General features: G+C 46.2%; 3 protein-coding genes. All 3 read left to right on the plus strand.

The features are described 5' to 3' along the window. The first annotated feature begins 335 nt into the window (after positions 1-335). The 3 genes from ACRCA4_RS14880 (at position 336) to ACRCA4_RS14890 (ending at position 2273) form a co-directional block, all read left to right on the plus strand. Positions 336-680 carry a lactoylglutathione lyase gene (locus tag ACRCA4_RS14880; protein WP_286873740.1) on the plus strand — a complete coding sequence of 115 codons (345 nt, stop codon included), beginning with the start codon at positions 336-338 and terminating at the stop codon, positions 678-680. Positions 681-785: 105 nt separating this feature from the next. Next, positions 786-1244 (plus strand): DUF6174 domain-containing protein, encoded by a 459-nt coding sequence (locus ACRCA4_RS14885; RefSeq protein ID WP_433190349.1) that lies wholly within the window; start codon positions 786-788, stop codon positions 1242-1244. A 753-nt stretch (positions 1245-1997) separates the two neighbouring features. Beyond that, positions 1998-2273: a hypothetical protein gene (locus ACRCA4_RS14890; protein WP_433190351.1), complete on the plus strand. Its 276-nt coding sequence runs from the start codon at positions 1998-2000 to the stop codon at positions 2271-2273. Positions 2274-2339: the final 66 nt, after the last annotated feature.

The following is a 2339-nucleotide window of genomic DNA, read 5'->3' on the forward strand; positions in this document are numbered from 1 at the left end:
CTGTCTCGCCGGAAGTACGGTTAGATCCAAATGTAATTTAAAAGTTAATTGTATATAGCGAAATCGGATTGAAGAGTTTGTACTTTTATGTAACGCTTGAAGCGCTTGCGTCGCCGCTGATGCTAGCATGCAGTCGGACAAAGCCAGCCAGCTTCAAGTAAGGTTCAAACTGTCACGTTCCCGGCGAGTCGTTTCCAAGAGAACGATCTTCTCGCAAAACAACAAGGAAAGTTGCAGTATGTTGTTCCAAAACGAATTAATACAGAACAAGACGCTGCAACGGACGCGCCAAGCCGCGCCGTTGAGCTAAGCGTTAGCTGCCTTTGGAAAGAATCATGGATGTAATAGATATTAAAACTTTTGTTCCCAGTAAGGATTATGAAATCTCAAAGTCTTTTTACTCGGAAATTGGGTTCAAATCGGAATACGTAACCGACGACCTCACACTTTTTGAAAACGGGGATTGCCTTTTCTTTTTGCAGCGCTTCTACAATGAAGACTTAGCCAAGAACTTCATGTTGCAAATATGCGTTTCAGACATCTACGATGCACATGAGTTATGTTCTAAGTCGGAACATAAAACTAAGATTACGCCAGTGCAACAAGAGTCTTGGGGTAAGGTTTTTTATTTATGGGGGCCTGTAGATGAACTGTTGCATATTACGCAGTTGGACAGCTAACAAAGCGCTAAACTCGTTCCCTGCGGTCACTGGGACAGTAACGCAGCGGCGCTTCGCGATTATGCCACTACGTCACTGCCCGTTAGCTTAGCGTTAGAGCTCATCATGAATCTGTTCGATCTGCGTAATCCATTTGTAGCTCTTATTGTGTTGGGGAGCTTAATAATCCTGATTTATTCTTCTTGGGGGATATATGCTGTCTCTGAGAGGAGTCGGCAGTTTGATCAATTTGAGCAGTATCGCGCTCACTGGCAGTCATTGAATCTCCAAAACTACGCTTATGTTATTGAAGAAGGATGCATGTTGAGCTCTAGGACTTCAGCTACAGTCCAAAAAGGAGAGCACTTTTTCGAGCAGTTCGAAAAGCAACATTTTGGCGGTAAAGCAACGATTGCTTATTTGTTTGAACAGACGGAGCAAGCTATCAAGGAAGCACACCAATTGGAGTTGAGATATAACAGCGATTACGGATTTCCAGAGGAAATACGTGTCGATTGGTCCAAAGATATTATTGATGACGAGTGTTCTTATCGGGTCTCGGAGTTTAAACAAAATGAGCTCTAACAATCGCCATCAAAAACGCGCCCGTTGGGCGCTCGACTCGCAACACGTTGCTCGCGTTTGTGGCGGGCGTTAGCAGGTGCTCGGGTTTTAACGGTTTTAGTCAGTAATTTTATTCCGGTTTTGCTCACGTTTGGTTTTCTTAGCGGCAGCACCAAAAGGTTAAGTTCGCTCGTTTGCGGGGTTGTTGCAAACGGCAATGGCGGTAGCGTTGCTCTTCTTGGCTTCGCTCAAATAGTTTTACAGGTTCCGGTTGGCTCGCGGTATCGCAGTTAACCGGTTTAGTTTTTAACAAAAAGCAGCCTGCCGTTGTTCAGGTTTGCCAGTGCGGCAAGCCGCGAAAGTTCGGTGTAGGCTGCTAACAAGCAAAGCCAGCCGACGCGTACCGCGCAGCTGCTTTGAGCGTTAGCAGGTGTTCGGGTTTTAACGGTTTCAGTCAGTTGTTTTGTTCCGGCCTTGCTCGCGTTTCGTGTTCTTAGCGGCAGCGCCAAACGGTAAAGTTCGCCCGTTTGTGGGTTTGCTGCAAACGGTTGTGGCGGTAGCGTTGTTCTTCTTGGCTTCGCTCAGTAGTTTTACAGGTTCCGGTTGGCTCGCCGTATCGCAGCCAGCTGGTTAGGTTTTAATAAAAGCAGCCGTGCCGTTGTTCAGGTTAGCCAGTGCGGCAAGCCGCGAAAGTTCGGTGTAGGCTGCTAACAAGCAAAGCCAGCCGACGCGTACCGCGCAGCTGCTTTGAGCGTTATGTGCCAAGGAGTGCCTGTGAGTAAATTCGACCAGTTGTTATATATGAGATGGGGGATCTGTTTATTACTTTTTTTTAATCTTGCAAATAACATGTTTTGGATTGCAGCGGGTTTCTTATTCGGTTTCATTGCTCTAACAATCATCGAGGTTAAACGTTCTGAAATTCTTTGCCCTGTTTGTAACATGCCTTGGCAGTATGAACCGAAAATTGGCCATATTAAAAAAACACTATTTAACGGATGGTCTGACTATATCTGCCATAACTGTGGTAACGATATGCGTGGCACATAACAATCGCCATCAAAAACGCGCCCGTTGGGCGCTCGACTCGCAACAAGTTGCTCGCGTTTGTGGCGG

This window comes from Rheinheimera sp. WS51, assembly GCF_050936095.1.
Lineage (GTDB): Bacteria > Pseudomonadota > Gammaproteobacteria > Enterobacterales > Alteromonadaceae > Alishewanella.